Below are 14,999 nucleotides of genomic sequence, written 5' to 3' on the forward strand. Positions count from 1 at the left end.
TGACTTTTATCTGGCCTCACCATTCAGGTGCAAAACAGGTTCGAAAGCGTGCTGATTTATATCCTGTGCACCATTTAATTTCATAACTGCGACATTTTTCTCTGTTCCTGTGCGCAATTCGTTTGTTACAGTCCGGCTCAATCTCTTCCAACGACAATAAATTTGCCGAGACTTTTCCCATGATCGAATCCGTCGAATTCTTCCTCGCTCGCCTCAAGAAACGCGATCCGGATCAACCCGAATTCCACCAGGCCGTCGAAGAAGTGCTGCGCAGTCTGTGGCCCTTTCTGGAAGCCAATCCGCATTACTTGACGTCCGGAATTCTGGAACGCATTTGCGAGCCGGAGCGAGCGGTGGTGTTCCGGGTGTCGTGGGTCGACGATCAGGGCAAGGTGCAGGTCAATCGCGGTTTCCGTATCCAGATGAACAGCGCCATCGGCCCGTACAAGGGCGGTCTGCGTTTTCATCCGTCGGTGAACATGGGCGTGCTGAAGTTTCTGGCCTTCGAACAGACCTTCAAGAACTCCCTGACTTCGCTGCCTATGGGCGGCGGCAAGGGCGGTTCGGACTTCGATCCCAAGGGCAAGAGTGACGCCGAGGTCATGCGTTTCTGCCAGGCATTCATGAGCGAGTTGTACCGCCACATCGGTGCTGACGTTGATGTGCCGGCCGGTGATATCGGCGTCGGTGCGCGGGAGATCGGTTTCCTGTTCGGCCAGTACAAGCGCCTGAGCAACCAGTTCACCAGCGTACTGACCGGCAAGGGTATGACCTATGGCGGCAGTCTGATTCGCCCGGAAGCCACCGGTTTCGGTTGCGTGTACTTCGCTGAAGAAATGCTCAAGCGCCGCAACGAAACCGTCGAAGGCAAACGCGTGGCGATCTCCGGTTCCGGCAACGTTGCGCAGTACGCGGCGCGCAAGGTCATGGACCTCGGCGGCAAGGTGATTTCCCTGTCCGACTCCGAAGGCACGCTGTATTGCGAGGCCGGTTTGACTGAGAAGCAATGGCTGGCGCTGCTGGAATTGAAGAACGTCAAACGCGGGCGCATCAGCGAGCTGGCAACTGCATTTGATCTGGAGTTCCGCGCCGCTCAGCTGCCGTGGTCGCTGCCTTGCGACATCGCGCTGCCGTGCGCCACGCAGAACGAACTCGACGCCGAAGCTGCTCGCACGCTACTGCGCAATGGCTGTGTGTGCGTGGCCGAAGGCGCGAACATGCCGACCACGCTGGAGGCTGTGGATATCTTTATCGAGGCAGGGATTCTGTTTGCGCCGGGCAAGGCTTCGAATGCCGGTGGCGTAGCGGTGAGTGGTCTGGAGATGTCGCAGAACGCCATGCGCCTGCTGTGGACTGCTGGCGAAGTGGACAGCAAGTTGCACAACATCATGCAATCGATCCACCACGCTTGCGTGTATTACGGCGAAGAGAACGGCCGGATCAACTACGTCAAAGGTGCGAACATCGCCGGTTTCGTCAAAGTCGCGGATGCGATGCTTGCGCAGGGTGTGGTTTAAGCCGGTTCGATACGAATCACTTCAATCACCTGATCGCCGACGGGGCGTTGCCACTGCACTTCGTCGTTGAGGCTGGCGCCGAGCAGCGCGCGCCCCAGTGGCGAGCCCCAGTTGATCAGGCCATGGGCGGCATCGGCCTGATCCTCACCGACCAGTTGCACCCGGCGTTCGGTGTTGTGTTCATCGGCGTAAGTGACCCAACTGCCGATCTGCACTTTTTGGGTAGAAGTCGCGGCCACGGCGACCTGAGCACTGCTCAAACGCTGATTGAAATAGCGCAGATCCCGTTCGAGATCGGCCAGTCTTTGTTTGTCGGCCTGCTCACCCTTGGCCGATTGTTCGGCGTGGGCGTTTTGCAGTTCGGCAACTTTTGCCTGCAACTGTGCCAGACCTTGTGGCGTGACGTAGTTGGGTTGTTCGCTGACATGGCGCTCGACCGGTTGATCGGCCTGCGCGGCGGCGTTGTCTTCGTTGACGAATGCGCGGCTCATGGACTTCTCCCGTTATAAAGGGTTGGGCCATCGTCGCAGGCATTTGGTTGCAGTGGATGTCTGTAAACGACTTATTGCGAGCGATAAGCCCGTCCGGCGTCCTGATCTTTCTGTTGCTGCCAGGCGCGTTCGCGTTCGTCCCAATGCTCGTTGCGGTAGTCTTCGCGATCCTTGTTTTCCAGCATCGCCTGGCACTGGCGAAAACCATCGGTCCAGCCTTCGGCGTATTGCTTGTCCTTGAGGTAGCGGGGCACATTCTTGCGGAACTCGCCGCTGATCGAACCGGCAGCTTGTCGGCCGCTGACGCAGCCGTCATCGAAACCATCGGCGAAGGCCGGTGGATAACCCTTGGCGATCAAGTCTTCGTGGGTGGACTGACAACCCGCGATCAACAGCAATACCCCCAACATTCCCGCACACCGCCGCATCTCAATCTCCCGAGCCGGATTTCGGCTGATAGGGAAAGTCTAGAAGTGGAATCGTGAGGCGTATGTAAAAGGCATGTGAGCAATTTGTTGAACACCGTAACTCCCCTGTAGGAGTGAGCCTGCTCGCGATAGCGTTGTGTCAGTCACAGCAACAGTGGCTGATGAATTGCTATCGCGAGCAGGCTCACTCCTACAGGGGCATGTTTGGGATCAGTAGTGGTACCACTTCACCTCAAGCATCACTTCGGTTTCCGGCGTGGCGATGTGGCTGAACTCGCGCTGCGCAGTCAGGCGCAAACCAAGGTTGCGCGACAATTCCCACTGCTGATTCAGGCTCAGGCTGCGGCGCACTTCGCCATTGGTGAAGTAATCGCCCTTGGCCTCTACGCTCAGATTGCCCAACGGATTCCTCCACAGCACCCCGCTGTTGAAACCGGCGGCCGGGGCAATGAATCCAGCGAAGTCATTGTTGTGTTCGACGCGAACGGTGCCGAGGGCAAACCCGAGCACATCTTCGCCGAGTTGCCAGGTGCCGCCGCCACCGCCATTGACGTGGCTGACCAGGGTTTCGTCGTCATGCTTGCCCGGCACCCGTTCCAGACCACCCGTGACTTGCCACGACAGCGGCTGTAACAGCTCATTGCGCGGGGTCAGCGAGCGGATGGTCGCCAGATCCAGTTGCTGAAACTGCCAGTGATTGCCTTCGTACTGACGCAGTTTCATTTGCAGTATTTCGATCTGCGCACCGAGCGGGAAGCTCTCGGCGTTATCGTTGAGATCGTGATACGCCATGCGCAAACCGTACTCGCCAAATGCGCGGTCGCCACGGGTGCCGATGCCTGCCTGCCAGGTGCGCGATTCGTGGCCGTCCTCGGGCAGGCCCGGCTGCGGGATTTGCAGCTCCGGTGCCGGGTTCTTGTTGATCGCCCGCAGCAGTTCGAAACTGCGCTGGGCTCGCGCCGGATCACGCTCCTGACCGTTGGCGCGGTAGCGCTCCAGACGATACGCAGCGTCGATGATCAAGGCCTGACGATCACGCGGCAGCGCCTTGAAGGTCGGGTCCTGCAATTGTTGCTGGTCGGCACTGACTTTCAGTACCCACTGCTGTTCGTCATTGCTCAACGGCTCGGCACGGCTGAGCAGTTCACGCTCGCGGGATGGGCGGTATTCAATGCTTTCGACCAGACCGGATTCTTTCACCGCTTTGACCGTGTCGGTGGGGATCGCGGTCAGCGGGAATTGCTCGGTCAGGCGCAGGCTAGGGCGCGCCACTTGCAGCAGTTCGAGCAGGCGATAGGAGCAGTTTTCGTCGAAGAAAAAATAGTCGAACTGGATCTGCTTCAACTCCCACACATGTTCGACCATGCGTGCGGTTTCTTCCTGTGTCAGGTTCAGCCGGTATTCCCACAGATCGCGGTTTTCCAGGCTGCGGTACTCGGAGAGTTTTTCCTGATACGGCACCAGTGCGAACAGCCCTGGGTAGCCACCCATCAAGCCTTTCCAGGCGTAAAGAATGCTGTTGTCCGAGCCTTCGATATAGGCGCCGAAATTGATCGCGTAGCTGAGCAGCGAGGTCTTGTCGCTCTGCACCCCGGCCTGATCGATGCGCAACAGAGTATGGCCGAACATCGACGATGGGCTGTTGAGATAGGCCGCCGGGAAGATCATCACCGCGCTGTCGGGTGAAACGTCCTTGAACCACTTTTTGAACTCGGTGCAGTCCGGGGACGGCAGATCGGTCAGGTGCAACTGATCCTTGAGCCACCGGGTGCGTGCCGGGTAGACACATTGCGCGTGTTGCTCACCGGCACTGGCCGGGGCGTACAGCGCTTGCACGGTGGCCGCGAGTTCGTGGTCGGGATGTTCGTTGCCATCGGGTGCAAGAAAGAACTTCTTGTCGCTGACATAACTGCGCCAGCCGCCAAGCTTGGCGGTTTCGTAATGACCGAGGGAAATCCAGAAGCGATCGTTGGCCAGTTGCTGCAAACGTTGAGGATCGATGTGAGGCGCGGCGGACAGCGGGGCGCAGACACAGAGCGCCAGCCAGGCAAGGCGTTTGAGCATAGTCGGCAACTTGAACAGGAAAAAAACAAAGACCCGAATGGCAGGAATACCAACTAGTCAGTGGGGGAACTCAAACCCCTGTGGCGAGGGGATTTATCCCCGTTGGGCTACGCAGTAGCCCCCAAAACCTGCAACCCCAATCCATCAGATACACCGCATGGGTCGGTTTCACGACTGCTTCGCAGCCGAACGGGGATAAATCCCCTCGCCACAGGTTCAGTGTCACGCCTGACTTTCTTGGTATTACCCGGGAAGGGCACGTTAAAAAAACAAAACCCGCTTCCCGAAGGAAGCGGGTAGGGTCGAGCTTATGCCTGAGTTGCGTACTTGGCCAGACGAGGGTCCGATTTCAGTACGGCCAGGGTGTTGGTATGCACGTCTTCGGCAGTCACGTCAGCCTTGCTGAAGATCTGCTGGAAGTGCTCGTGGGTGACAGCAGCGAAGTGCGCACGGTCTTCCGGCGCCACGCCCAGAACCACGGCATAGGTCGTCAGCGCTTCGCCGTTGCCCTTGGCCATGTCTTCCGACAGCTCGTTCATCATGCCATTCATGGCAAACCAGGATTTACCGCCGTAGGTCAGCGACGCGTTGGTCGAGCAACCGTTGGTGCCGGAAGTCATACCAAACGTAGCGTTACCGGAGGTGCCGTTAGTGGTGGAGGCGAGGAAGTGCGCCGGGGTGCCACGCTGACCTTCGAACAGCATGTTGCCCCAACCGCAATCAGGGCCGCCTGGAGCTTGTGCCATTGCGTTGATGGATACAGCGGTGAAGAGAGTACCGAGAAGAATCCGTTTCATAGCTTTGTTCTCTTTATGTGCATACCAATGGACAGGGTTCTGGCCCCCCAAGCTCTGTACGAAACAGACCCAAACGAAGCCAGTGGGCCGGTATTAGTTCCAGCCGCGCAGTTTGGAGTTTAGGCACGTTCCCGTGGTTCCGTGATTTTTTGCTGAATATTAGTTAAGCCCCCCGGTTTGACGGGACCTGATGCCAGACGAGGCGGTTGTCTATGCTTTGTCTTGTGGCGCGCCTTGCCAGTGGGGCACGGGCAGCGCCAGAATGCCGCTATCTGCCCCGCCTGATGTAAGGAAGCCCGATGCCTGATCCTGTTGCTGCCAGCTTGCGTCTAGCGCCCGAAGCGCTGACCCGTCCGTTTTCCGCTGAACAGTTCAGCTTCACTACCACCAATGATCTGGAGCCCTTTCGCGGTGTGCTTGGCCAGGAACGTGCGGTCGAAGCCTTGCAGTTCGGCGTGGCCATGCCGCGCCCCGGTTACAACGTATTCGTCATGGGCGAGCCCGGCACCGGTCGCTTCTCGTTCGTCAAACGCTACCTGAAAGCCGAAGGCAAACGCCTGCAAACCCCAGCGGACTGGGTTTACGTCAACAACTTCGATGAGCCGCGTGAGCCCCGCGCACTGGAATTGCCATCGGGCACGGCCGGTTCGTTCATCGGTGATATCAACGGTCTGATCGACAACCTGCTGGCGACTTTTCCGGCAGTCTTCGAACATCCGTCCTACCAGCAAAAGAAAAGCGCCATCGACCGCGCCTTCAACCAGCGCTATGACAAGGCCCTCGACATCATCGAGCGTCTGGCCCTGGAAAAAGACGTCGCCCTGTACCGCGACAGCAGCAACATCGCCTTCACGCCGATGCTCGATGGCAAGGCCTTGGACGAAGCTGAATTCGCGCAATTGCCGGAAGTCGATCGCGAACGTTTTCATGAGGACATCTCCGGCCTCGAAGAGCGTCTGAACGAAGAACTCGCCAGCCTGCCGCAATGGAAACGTGAGTCGAACAACCAACTGCGTTCGCTCAACGAAGAAACCATCACTCTGGCGCTGCAACCGTTGCTGTCGCCGCTCTCGGAGAAGTACGCCGAGAACGCCGCTGTCTGCGGTTATCTGCAAGCGATGCAGGTGTACTTGCTGAAAACCGTGGTCGAGCAATTGGTCGATGACAGCAAGACCGACGCCGTTGCGCGCAAGCTGCTGGAAGAGCAATACGCGCCGAGCCTGGTGGTCGGTCATCCGTCCAGCGGCGGCGCGCCGGTGGTGTTCGAACCGCACCCGACTTACGAAAACCTGTTCGGTCGTATCGAGTACACCACCGATCAAGGCGCGCTCTACACCACCTATCGGCAGTTGCGTCCGGGCGCGTTGCATCGCGCCAATGGCGGCTTCCTGATTCTTGAAGCGGAAAAAATGCTCAGCGAGCCGTTCGTGTGGGATGCGCTGAAGCGCGCCCTGCAATCGCGCAAACTGAAGATGGAATCACCGCTCGGCGAGATGGGCCGTTTCGCCACGGTGACCCTGAATCCGCAGCACATTCCGTTGCAGGTCAAAGTCATCATCATTGGTGCGCGGCAGTTGTACTACACGCTGCAAGACCTCGATCCGGACTTCCAGGAGATGTTCCGCGTTCTGGTGGACTTCGACGAAGACATCCCGATGGTCGACGAGAGCCTGGAGCAATTCGCCCAGCTGTTGAAAACCCGTACCTCGGAAGAAGGCATGGCGCCGCTGACCGCCGATGCGGTGGCGCGTCTGGCGACTTACAGTGCTCGCCTGGCCGAGCATCAGGGGCGTTTGTCGGCGCGTATCGGCGATCTGTTCCAACTGGTCAGCGAGGCGGATTTTATCCGTCATCTGGCCGGCGACGACAAGACCGATGCCGGGCACATCGAGCGGGCCTTGAAAGCCAAGGCCACCCGTACCGGGCGTGTTTCGGCGCGGATTCTCGACGACATGCTCGCCGGGATCATCCTGATCGACACCGACGGTGCGGCGGTCGGCAAGTGCAACGGGCTGACCGTGCTGGAAGTCGGTGATTCGGCCTTTGGTGTACCGGCGCGGATTTCCGCCACGGTGTATCCGGGTGGCAGCGGCATCGTTGACATCGAGCGTGAGGTCAACCTTGGTCAGCCGATTCACTCCAAAGGCGTGATGATTCTCACCGGTTATCTGGGCAGCCGTTATGCGCAGGAATTCCCGCTGGCGATTTCCGCGAGTATCGCGCTGGAGCAATCCTACGGTTACGTCGATGGCGACAGTGCGTCGCTGGGCGAGGCTTGCACGCTGATTTCGGCGCTGTCGAAAACCCCGCTCAAGCAATGCTTCGCGATTACCGGTTCGATCAACCAGTTTGGCGAAGTGCAGGCGGTTGGTGGGGTCAACGAGAAGATCGAAGGCTTCTTCCGTCTCTGCGAAGCTCGCGGTCTGACCGGCGAGCAGGGCGCGATCATTCCGCAAGCCAACGTTGCTACGTTGATGCTGGATGAGAAGGTGCTGGCGGCGGTGCGCGCGGGGCAATTCCATGTGTACGCGGTGCGTCAGGCGGACGAGGCGTTGAGCTTGCTGGTTGGCGAGCCGGCGGGTGAGCCGGATGCCGAGGGTCAGTTTCCGGAAGGCAGCGTCAATGCGCGGGTGGTTGAACGTCTGCGAGTGATCGCGGAAATGATCAGCGAAGAAGACCTGAAAGAAGCCGAGAAAGAATTGGCGCAGGAGGCTTTGGCGGAAGCCAAACCTGCCTGAGCCTTCATGCAGTAACAATTGTGGGAGCCAGCCTGCTGGCGATCGCGGTGTGCCATTCAACACATGTGTTGCCTGACACACCGCGATCGCCAGCAGGCTGGCTCCCACAGTGTTTTTCAAAATTGAATTTTGTGATGAACCTCGGGAAAAGTGCCATCACTCTGACGCCAACATTCACACAATGACCATTCGGCGCCTTCTGGTTTCGATTGGCTTGCGCAACGCACTTTTCTTCTATTCTCAGGTCAAGGATATCGACAGCATCGCTGGATCGAGCCAGTGTCCTGGTGGGCGCTGAACACCGGTTTTACCGAGGGTCGCCGCCATGTCGCGCAACCTCTGCCTTACCCGTCAATGCCTGGGTCTTGTGACCCGTATCGAATGCGCCATCAAGCCGTTGGCCGGTGATACCGGCATGTGGACGCTGATCTTCGCTGCCGGCATGGCCGGTGAACAACCTTCCGCCATCAAGTCCCAAGGGCCGTTTCATGGGCCGATTGCCGCCGAGTCGATCCTCGATACCATCGTTGAAAGTTTGACGATGCATGGCTATGAAGTGGCCAACGATCCGCAGATCTGGAGCCTGCACCTGCAAGCGCAGTTACGCCAGATCAACGGTGGGCGCGGACGCAGCATCGGCACTTTCGATCATTGAACGCGATCAGGGCGCCGGTTCTTGTGCCTGCGCCTTGTCGAGTTTGACCTCAAAGCCGTATTGCACGGTGGCGAGGTCGCTGCGTTGGTAGGTCTCCACGTTCGTTGGATGGCCATAGAAGTAATGCACGCCGAACAGCGCCGGGCCGTCTGCCTTGGCGTCGTGGCTGACCGAGAGAATCTGCTTGAGGTAGTTGCCGCTGTCGTCCTTGACGAAGAAGCGCCACTCGTTGGCCGGGAACTGTTTCAGATCCACCACCAAGGTGTTGCCTTTGATTTCCAGACCTTTGGGCAATGACTTGGCATCAAAGGCCTGTTTGGCCACCGTCGCCAGAAACAGCGGCATCGAGCCGACGGCAATCGCCGGAGTTTCCGGAAACAGGTTCAGATCGTAGGTGATCGTCGCTTGCAGCGGATCGACCTGATACGCCTCGGCCGGCAGTTCTATCGGCTCGTCGAGCTTGCCGCTGCGCTTTTCCGTAAAGAACGTCACCGGACTCTCGCCGGGGTTGAAGTCATCGCCGAGCAATTCGTCGTTGAAGGTTCGACGATGAGCGAACTCGATGCGTGCCGCGCTCGGGTCATCCACGGACTGGCGAATGGTGATGCCGCTCTTCAGTTGCTCCTCGGTGAGGCTCGCGCCCTTGAGCCAGCTCGATGCCAGATCGTCGTACACCACCACCGGTAGATCCAGCGGCTGCACGGCTTTTTCCGTGGTGTGCGCATGGAAGTCGCGAACCGGCAGGTCCAGCACTTTTCGGGTCACGGTCGCCGATGAAAAATCCAGCACGCTGACTTCAAGCGTGGTGATCGGGCCGTTGAAGTAGACCTTGTTGTAGCGGCGCGGGTGTTGTTGCTCGAAGGCTTGCTGCTCGTCTTCCAGCTGCTTTTCCAGTGCAGCGCTCCAGGCTTTCTGTTGCTGCAACCCGGCCAATTGTTTTTGGTAGAACGCGACCTGCGCCGGGCTCTCGTTGATCGAACCGGCGCGCACCAGATATTGCCCGGTGTTGTCGCGGGCCTGGACGATCAGCGGATTAAGCGGGATGCCGGCGACTTCCTGAGCCGGTGGCAAGCTGTTGCTGATTTCCACTTCGGCATAGTTCTTGGTCAGCTTGATCAAAGTGACGCTGAGGTTGTCGTTGGTGCGGGTCTGGCCAACGTCCTTTTCGGTCAGATCGAAACTGTACAAACGGCGCGGGGCGATGACTTCAACCTTGCCTTGCAGGCTGACCGGTTGTGGCTGGGCTTTCTTGTCGACGTCCAGACCTTCGATGAACGGATAGGTCACCGTCAGGTCATCAGGATTGGTGACGTTCGAGCTGGACGGGCTGAGCTGAATGCCGGGGTCGGTTTCCGACCATTCCGGTTGATAAGGTATGACGTGCTTGTTGCTCAGGGTTACCGACTTCCATTCGACCCCATGGGGAAACAGGAAGCCGCCGGGAATATTGAGATTGAAAGGAAAGACCGGCTGCAAGTCCGTGAGGTAGTCGGAGCTGGCGTCCTTGTGCAGCACGAACAGTCCGTTGATGAAGGTGTCGACCAGTGCCTGCGGTGTTGGATAGTGCTTGAGCACGCCGAGGGCGTCTTCGCCGTATTCGGTTTTCAACGGGGTGGCGTCGAGCTTGAGTTGCGCACGTTCGAGCAATAGCAGCGAGCCGCCGAGTTCGGTGACGGCATCCTTGAGTTTCGGATCGGTGATGGCGTCCAGTGAGTGTTCGAACTTCGCGGTCTTTTCTTCAAGGCTGGCGGGGCGTTTTTCCTCGGCGGGCGAGCAGCCGCCCAGTAGAAAGGCGAAGCAAATTCCGGCGGTCGTCAACGGTAAGCGCACATCCATTTCCAGTCGTCCTGTCCACTGTCGCTAGGCGGTCAATGGTTTGGACAGTAGCAGAAATAAACTGGCGTACACACGCAGGTCGCGGATTTTCGGGCGGTTTCTGGCTGTCACGGCGGGCTGTTATACTCGGCGCCGATTACAACCCCCAAGTGTGAGAGTCAATGGAACGCTTTATCGAAAATGCAATGTACGCCTCGCGCTGGCTGCTGGCGCCGATCTATTTCGGGCTGTCCCTTGGGCTGCTGGCGCTGGCACTGAAATTTTTCCAGGAAGTCTTCCACGTCATTCCCAACGTGTTTTCGATGGCCGAGTCGGATCTGATCCTCGTGCTGCTGTCGCTGATCGATATGGCTCTGGTGGGCGGCTTGCTGGTGATGGTGATGATTTCCGGCTACGAGAACTTCGTTTCGCAACTGGACATCGACGAAAGCAAAGAGAAGCTCAACTGGCTCGGCACCATGGATTCTTCGTCGCTGAAGATGAAAGTGGCGGCCTCGATCGTGGCGATTTCCTCGATCCACCTGCTGCGGATCTTCATGGACGCGAAGAACGTCGATCCCGAGCACCTGAAGTGGTACGTGATCATTCACATGACCTTCGTGATCTCGGCATTTGCCATGGGTTACCTGGACAAGCTGACCAAGCACTGATCAATCTTTGATCACGGTTGGTAAACACCGCCCGTCTGTTGCGAAACAGACGGGCGGTGTCGTTTGTGGCTTGTGCTTTGGCCCGCGTGGGCATATCCCTGTAGGCGTCTTGAGTCACCACTGCATGAGGTGCGTTCATGAACCTGCAAGAGCTGAATGCGTACGCCATCGCCGGCAAGGTCGATGAGCTGAACCTGATTTCCATGGAAGGCGGGATTTACCTGCTGGAGGCGCGGATGCATGGGGCTGCGTTTCCGCTCAATGATGCCAAGGGCGAGGTGTTTCATTTGCGCTCCGTAGAACATGCGCGAGACGTTTTGAATTCATTTCCGGTGCTGCCACTTAACCTGGTACACAACCTTGTGCATGACGAAATGTGCGGGTTGCGCGGCGATTCCGACGAGAATCTGAAACTGCCGATTTCCTGGCGTTCTGCCCTGTAGGGCCCGGCGCGCCATCCTCGGAGCATCTGTGCTAGTCTGCTCGCCCTTTTGGTTCCGGGCGCGCCGGGACGCGCTGTGCTCGCACGGCGAGTCTTGTGGCCGTCCGCACAGCGGAGCAGTGTCATGTCCGAAGTAAATCTGTCCACCGACGAAACCCGCGTCAGCTACGGTATCGGCCGTCAGTTGGGCGACCAACTGCGCGACAACCCGCCACCGGGCGTTAACCTGGACGCCATCCTGGCTGGCCTGACCGACGCTTTCGCCGGTAAGGAAAGCCGTGTTGGTCAGGAAGAAATGTCCGCCAGCTTCAAAGTGATCCGCGAGATCATGCAAGCCGAAGCGGCTGCCAAAGCTGAAGCCGCTGCTGGCGAAGGCCTGGCGTTCCTGGCTGATAACGCCAAGCGCGACGGCATCACCACTCTGGCTTCCGGCCTGCAATTCGAAGTGCTGACTCAGGGTGAAGGCGCCAAGCCGACCCGTGAAGACCAGGTGCGCACTCACTACCACGGCACACTGATCGACGGCACTGTGTTCGACAGCTCCTACGAGCGTGGCCAGCCAGCAGAATTCCCGGTTGGCGGCGTGATCGCTGGCTGGACCGAAGCCCTGCAACTGATGAATGCCGGCAGCAAATGGCGTCTGTACGTGCCGAGCGAGCTGGCTTACGGCGCTCAAGGCGTTGGCAGCATCCCGCCGCACAGCGTTCTGGTGTTCGACGTCGAGCTGCTCGACGTTCTGTAAGACCTGGCCTGCCTTGATGGCGGGTTAGTGTAGGAGTGAGCCTGCTCGCGATGGCGGGGTGACAGACAACAAATGTGTTGGATGTTGATCAGTCTTCGCGAGCAGGCTCACTCCTACAGTTTTTACCGTGTTTCATAGTTCTATCTTGTGCTGCAAATCACTGGTCGGGCGCAACGCCCGGGCATAGCAGAACAGGAACAGATTTCGCACCAGCTCCTTGAGCACCAGCGGCTCGCTGGAATTCAGGCTGCTGACGTCCAGATCACCCTGATCCTGCAGTTCATGCAAGGCTTCTTCTTCAAGCACCGCACAGACTTCCCCGGTTTCCCGATGGAGGATTCTCAGGTACGGATGTGGGCGGTCCAGCCAGGCGTCGATCAAATAAGTCATGGGTCTCATCTCCTTGAAAGGTTTCAATGAGAATAATTCTTATTCGTCAAATAGCAAGCGCCTATTGGCGCAATGCGATTTTTTTCGGGTAAAGATTGCGTAAGGTCAAAACGGCTGGCGTTTGGCTATTGCGTGGTCTGGCTGGGGGCAAAGCGGGGGAGGGCGAAGCTCCATCCCGCGTCTGGCGCGGGATGGAAGACAACAGGCTCAGACTTTTCTGACGAACTCGGACTTGAGTTTCATCGGGCCGATGCCGTCGATCTTGCAGTCGATGTCGTGGTCGCCATCGCACAGGCGGATGTTCTTGACCTTGGTGCCGACCTTGACCACCAGCGAGGTGCCTTTGACCTTGAGGTCCTTGATCACGGTGATGGTGTCGCCGTCCTGCAGGACGTTACCGACCGAATCTTTCTTCACGGCATCATCAGACGCCACTTCGGCTTCGCCGCCGGCGGACCACTCGTGGGCGCACTCCGGGCACACCAGTTGGGTACCGTCTTCATAGGTGTATTCGGAATTGCATTTCGGGCAGGGTGGCAACGTGCTCACTAAGGCTCCTTGGTTTGAGGATCGCTAAAAGTCGCACATTGTATAGGGTTTTACACGGAGGCGGGCATAGCGCAGAAACAACTGTGGGAGCGAGCCTGCTCGCGAAGGCGTCAGGTCAGTCAGCATTGATGTCGACTGGCAGATAGCTTTCGCGAGCAGGCTCGCTCCCACAAAGGGCAGAATCAGTGCGTGCGGGCGACCGCGAACTCACTCAGCTCAACCAGCGCATCGCGATATTCGCTGGCTGGCAGTGCGTCGAGGCACTTGATCGCGCGGGCCACGTAATCACGAGCCAGTTGCGCGGTGTACTCCAGAGAACCGGACGCTTCCACGGCAATGCGGATGCTTTCCAGATCCTCGATCCCGCCTTTCTGAATCGCCTGACGCACCAGAGCAGCCTGTTCCGGCGTGCCTTCGCGCATGGTGTAGATCAGCGGCAGGGTCGGCTTGCCTTCGGCCAGATCGTCACCGACGTTCTTGCCCAGGGTTTCTGCATCGCCCTTGTAGTCCAGCAGGTCGTCGACCAGCTGGAACGCCACGCCGAGGTGATCACCGAAGGTGCGCAGGGCTTCGCTCTGCTCGGCGCTGGCGCCGGCCAGTGCTGCGGCGCTGTGGGTCGAGGCTTCGAAAAGCATTGCGGTCTTGCCGCGGATGACTTCCATGTAGGTCTCTTCGGTGGTGCTGGCGTCGCGAACCTTGGACAGTTGCAATACTTCGCCTTCAGCGATGATGCGCGTGGCCTGGGACAGGATCTTCATCACTGGCATCGAGCCCAGTTCGACCATCATTTCGAATGAGCGCGAGTACAGGAAGTCGCCGACCAGCACGCTCGGAGCATTGCCCCACATGGCGTTGGCGGTCGAACGGCCACGGCGCATGCCGGACATGTCGACCACGTCGTCATGCAGCAGCGTTGCGGTGTGCAGGAACTCGATGGTGGCGGCCAGCAGGCGCATGTCATCGCCTTCGCGACCCAGGGCCTTGCCACACAGCAGCACTAATAAAGGACGCAGGCGTTTGCCGCCGGCCGACGTAATGTAATCGCCGATTTTCGAGACCAGCGGTACTCGGGAAGTCAGCTGCTTCTTGATGATGCCGTCGACGGCGCTAAAATCGTCCGCCACCGCGCGGTAGAAAGCTTGGGGTTGCATCAGAGACAGTTGCTCCAGAAGGGTTGCGCGGCATGCTAGGACCCACGTCGGCAGGTGTCAAGGCGCGATGGACGGCCTATTGCAAGGCGCCCGTGCCTTGCGTACAATCGCGCACCCTGAACTTCCTGGGCAGCACCTGCCTTACGCAATTGCAAGCGGGCCTTCCAGCCCCATGCAGCCATGCCAGCCAATACCTCTTCTTATAAAGAGCTGGGTGAGCAGGATTATCGGAGAAATACCATGTCTTATGCAGTAATCGTTACTGGCGGCAAGCAGTACAAAGTCGCCCCAGGTGAATACCTGAAGATCGAAAAACTGGAAATCGCTACCGGCGAATCCGTTACCTTTGATCGCGTTCTGTTGGTTGCCAATGGCGACGAAGTGAACATCGGCGCTCCAGTTGTTGCTGGCGCTACTGTTGTGGCTGAAGTGATCTCCCAAGGTCGTCACGATAAAGTCCGCATCATCAAGTTCCGTCGTCGTAAGCACCACATGAAGCGTATGGGCCAGCGCCAGTGGTTCACCGTGATCGAGAGCGCCGGGATTCGG

At 58.5% G+C, this 14,999-nt stretch carries 15 protein-coding genes; 7 read left to right on the forward strand and 8 right to left on the reverse strand.

What is annotated here, in order from left to right; genetic code table 11:
- Positions 1–179 precede the first annotated feature (179 nt).
- Complete coding sequence (gene gdhA, locus ACIOZM_RS13585) at positions 180–1,517, forward strand: NADP-specific glutamate dehydrogenase (RefSeq protein ID WP_401214440.1); 1,338 nt, start codon at positions 180–182, stop codon at positions 1,515–1,517.
- On the opposite strand, the gene ACIOZM_RS13590 is transcribed toward gdhA, so the two are convergent.
- From ACIOZM_RS13590 to ACIOZM_RS13605, 4 genes are all read right to left on the reverse strand, one after another.
- On the reverse strand, positions 1,514–2,008 hold the full coding sequence (locus tag ACIOZM_RS13590; protein WP_401214442.1) for a GreA/GreB family elongation factor: 495 nt from the start codon (positions 2,006–2,008) through the stop codon (positions 1,514–1,516). The genes gdhA and ACIOZM_RS13590 overlap by 4 nt on opposite strands.
- A 71-nt stretch (positions 2,009–2,079) precedes the next feature.
- Positions 2,080–2,436, reverse strand: coding sequence for a hypothetical protein (locus ACIOZM_RS13595; protein ID WP_401214445.1), 357 nt, complete (start codon positions 2,434–2,436; stop codon positions 2,080–2,082).
- A gap of 210 nt (positions 2,437–2,646) precedes the next feature.
- Positions 2,647–4,500 (reverse strand): DUF4105 domain-containing protein, encoded by a 1,854-nt coding sequence (locus ACIOZM_RS13600; RefSeq protein WP_401214448.1) that lies wholly within the window; start codon positions 4,498–4,500, stop codon positions 2,647–2,649.
- 308 nt (positions 4,501–4,808) lie between these two features.
- The gene (locus ACIOZM_RS13605; protein WP_007909797.1) at positions 4,809–5,297 is read right to left on the reverse strand and encodes a DUF3015 domain-containing protein; all 489 of its coding nucleotides are present in this window, start codon (positions 5,295–5,297) and stop codon (positions 4,809–4,811) included.
- A 299-nt stretch (positions 5,298–5,596) separates the two neighbouring features.
- Here ACIOZM_RS13605 and ACIOZM_RS13610 point away from each other — a divergent pair, with 299 nt between their 5' ends.
- Together ACIOZM_RS13610 and ACIOZM_RS13615 are read left to right on the forward strand one after the other, a co-directional pair.
- Positions 5,597–8,035, forward strand: a complete 2,439-nt coding sequence (locus tag ACIOZM_RS13610) for a Lon protease family protein (RefSeq protein ID WP_401214451.1) — start codon at positions 5,597–5,599, stop codon at positions 8,033–8,035.
- Positions 8,036–8,360: 325 nt separating this feature from the next.
- A complete protein-coding gene (locus tag ACIOZM_RS13615) occupies positions 8,361–8,690 on the forward strand; it encodes a hypothetical protein (protein ID WP_401214453.1) in 330 nt (109 codons plus the stop codon).
- Between the two features lie 6 nt (positions 8,691–8,696).
- Here ACIOZM_RS13615 and ACIOZM_RS13620 read toward each other — a convergent pair whose 3' ends face one another.
- Positions 8,697–10,526 (reverse strand): hypothetical protein, encoded by a 1,830-nt coding sequence (locus ACIOZM_RS13620; RefSeq protein ID WP_401214455.1) that lies wholly within the window; start codon positions 10,524–10,526, stop codon positions 8,697–8,699.
- A 161-nt stretch (positions 10,527–10,687) separates the two neighbouring features.
- Here ACIOZM_RS13620 and ACIOZM_RS13625 point away from each other — a divergent pair, with 161 nt between their 5' ends.
- The 3 genes from ACIOZM_RS13625 to ACIOZM_RS13635 all read left to right on the forward strand — a co-directional run bounded on the left by ACIOZM_RS13625 (position 10,688) and on the right by ACIOZM_RS13635 (position 12,360).
- On the forward strand, positions 10,688–11,176 hold the full coding sequence (locus ACIOZM_RS13625) for a TIGR00645 family protein (RefSeq protein WP_020296439.1): 489 nt from the start codon (positions 10,688–10,690) through the stop codon (positions 11,174–11,176).
- Positions 11,177–11,313: 137 nt separating this feature from the next.
- Positions 11,314–11,619 carry a DUF6482 family protein gene (locus ACIOZM_RS13630; protein ID WP_401214458.1) on the forward strand — a complete coding sequence of 102 codons (306 nt, stop codon included), beginning with the start codon at positions 11,314–11,316 and terminating at the stop codon, positions 11,617–11,619.
- Positions 11,620–11,742: 123 nt separating this feature from the next.
- Positions 11,743–12,360, forward strand: a complete 618-nt coding sequence (locus ACIOZM_RS13635) for an FKBP-type peptidyl-prolyl cis-trans isomerase (protein ID WP_401214461.1) — start codon at positions 11,743–11,745, stop codon at positions 12,358–12,360.
- 132 nt (positions 12,361–12,492) lie between these two features.
- Here ACIOZM_RS13635 and ACIOZM_RS13640 read toward each other — a convergent pair whose 3' ends face one another.
- From ACIOZM_RS13640 to ACIOZM_RS13650, 3 genes are all read right to left on the reverse strand, one after another.
- On the reverse strand, positions 12,493–12,750 hold the full coding sequence (locus ACIOZM_RS13640) for a hypothetical protein (protein ID WP_401214463.1): 258 nt from the start codon (positions 12,748–12,750) through the stop codon (positions 12,493–12,495).
- Positions 12,751–12,957: 207 nt separating this feature from the next.
- Positions 12,958–13,299, reverse strand: a complete 342-nt coding sequence (locus tag ACIOZM_RS13645) for a zinc ribbon domain-containing protein YjdM (RefSeq protein ID WP_007950963.1) — start codon at positions 13,297–13,299, stop codon at positions 12,958–12,960.
- 182 nt (positions 13,300–13,481) lie between these two features.
- Positions 13,482–14,450 (reverse strand): polyprenyl synthetase family protein, encoded by a 969-nt coding sequence (locus ACIOZM_RS13650; RefSeq protein WP_192562456.1) that lies wholly within the window; start codon positions 14,448–14,450, stop codon positions 13,482–13,484.
- Positions 14,451–14,690: 240 nt separating this feature from the next.
- Between ACIOZM_RS13650 and rplU the strand changes: the two genes are divergently transcribed.
- The coding region (gene rplU, locus ACIOZM_RS13655) for a 50S ribosomal protein L21 (protein WP_401214466.1) at positions 14,691–14,999 on the forward strand (309 nt) is incomplete at its 3' end.

It is taken from the genome of Pseudomonas sp. NPDC087346 (genome assembly GCF_044744235.1).
In the GTDB taxonomy this organism is placed as follows: domain Bacteria; phylum Pseudomonadota; class Gammaproteobacteria; order Pseudomonadales; family Pseudomonadaceae; genus Aquipseudomonas.

Bases quoted from the DNA above. Each gene is read 5' to 3' on its own strand.
- ACIOZM_RS13610 (WP_401214451.1), top strand. From the start codon at position 5,597: ATGCCTGATCCTGTTGCTGCCAGCTTGCGTCTAGCGCCCGAAGCGCTG.
- ACIOZM_RS13625 (WP_020296439.1), top strand. From the start codon at position 10,688: ATGGAACGCTTTATCGAAAATGCAATGTACGCCTCGCGCTGGCTGCTG.
- ACIOZM_RS13620 (WP_401214455.1), bottom strand. From the start codon at position 10,526: ATGGATGTGCGCTTACCGTTGACGACCGCCGGAATTTGCTTCGCCTTT.
- gdhA (WP_401214440.1), top strand. From the start codon at position 180: ATGATCGAATCCGTCGAATTCTTCCTCGCTCGCCTCAAGAAACGCGAT.
- ACIOZM_RS13605 (WP_007909797.1), bottom strand. From the start codon at position 5,297: ATGAAACGGATTCTTCTCGGTACTCTCTTCACCGCTGTATCCATCAAC.
- ACIOZM_RS13640 (WP_401214463.1), bottom strand. From the start codon at position 12,750: ATGACTTATTTGATCGACGCCTGGCTGGACCGCCCACATCCGTACCTG.
- ACIOZM_RS13615 (WP_401214453.1), top strand. From the start codon at position 8,361: ATGTCGCGCAACCTCTGCCTTACCCGTCAATGCCTGGGTCTTGTGACC.
- ACIOZM_RS13630 (WP_401214458.1), top strand. From the start codon at position 11,314: ATGAACCTGCAAGAGCTGAATGCGTACGCCATCGCCGGCAAGGTCGAT.
- ACIOZM_RS13590 (WP_401214442.1), bottom strand. From the start codon at position 2,008: ATGAGCCGCGCATTCGTCAACGAAGACAACGCCGCCGCGCAGGCCGAT.
- ACIOZM_RS13635 (WP_401214461.1), top strand. From the start codon at position 11,743: ATGTCCGAAGTAAATCTGTCCACCGACGAAACCCGCGTCAGCTACGGT.
- ACIOZM_RS13595 (WP_401214445.1), bottom strand. From the start codon at position 2,436: ATGCGGCGGTGTGCGGGAATGTTGGGGGTATTGCTGTTGATCGCGGGT.
- ACIOZM_RS13600 (WP_401214448.1), bottom strand. From the start codon at position 4,500: ATGCTCAAACGCCTTGCCTGGCTGGCGCTCTGTGTCTGCGCCCCGCTG.
- ACIOZM_RS13650 (WP_192562456.1), bottom strand. From the start codon at position 14,450: ATGCAACCCCAAGCTTTCTACCGCGCGGTGGCGGACGATTTTAGCGCC.